The sequence below is a fragment of the Bartonella phoceensis genome (genome assembly GCF_902825145.1).
Lineage (GTDB): Bacteria > Pseudomonadota > Alphaproteobacteria > Rhizobiales > Rhizobiaceae > Bartonella > Bartonella phoceensis.
In genome coordinates, this window is record NZ_CADEAD010000043.1 from 1 (window position 1) to 516 (window position 516).

At 38.8% G+C, this 516-nt stretch carries 1 pseudogene; it reads left to right on the forward strand.

Annotation, left to right across the window (positions count from 1 at the left end):
- Positions 1-516: pseudogene (locus tag J7R07_RS07995) on the forward strand (autotransporter outer membrane beta-barrel domain-containing protein); the annotation flags it as partial.

Sequence of the window (516 nt, forward strand, 5' to 3'; positions counted from 1 at the left end):
AGGAACTTACGAGCTTATTCATGCAAACAAGGGTGGTAAAATCACCGGAATAGATTTAAAAATAGTTGGAAATAAAGATATAAACTCAAGTACAAACAAAAACGTCTATGCGGTAACCGCTGAAGGTGCTAACAGTGTGATTGAGTTAAACGGTACAACAACCATTAAAGGAACTGACTCTGTTATTTCCCTAGGTGCTGAAGCAAAAGATGGTGCTAAACTTCAAATAACCGGAGGAACCATTACTGTTTCCGATACTGGTGTGCTTTTTTCAGATAATAATAAAGAAAGCAAGCTGACAAATGTAACGATATCGAGTGGTAAAGACGATGCACCACTGAATGTTGGAGTAAAGGCAGAAAAAAATGGTACAGCTGCTTTAAAAGATATAAACGTCGCTCAAGCAAACAATGCCGTAGTTGCAAATGATCACTCTCAAATGACAATCTCTGGAGGGAAATTCAAATCCATAGGGGAAACGATCTCTGCTCAAGGAGGCAGTACCATCACTTTAAC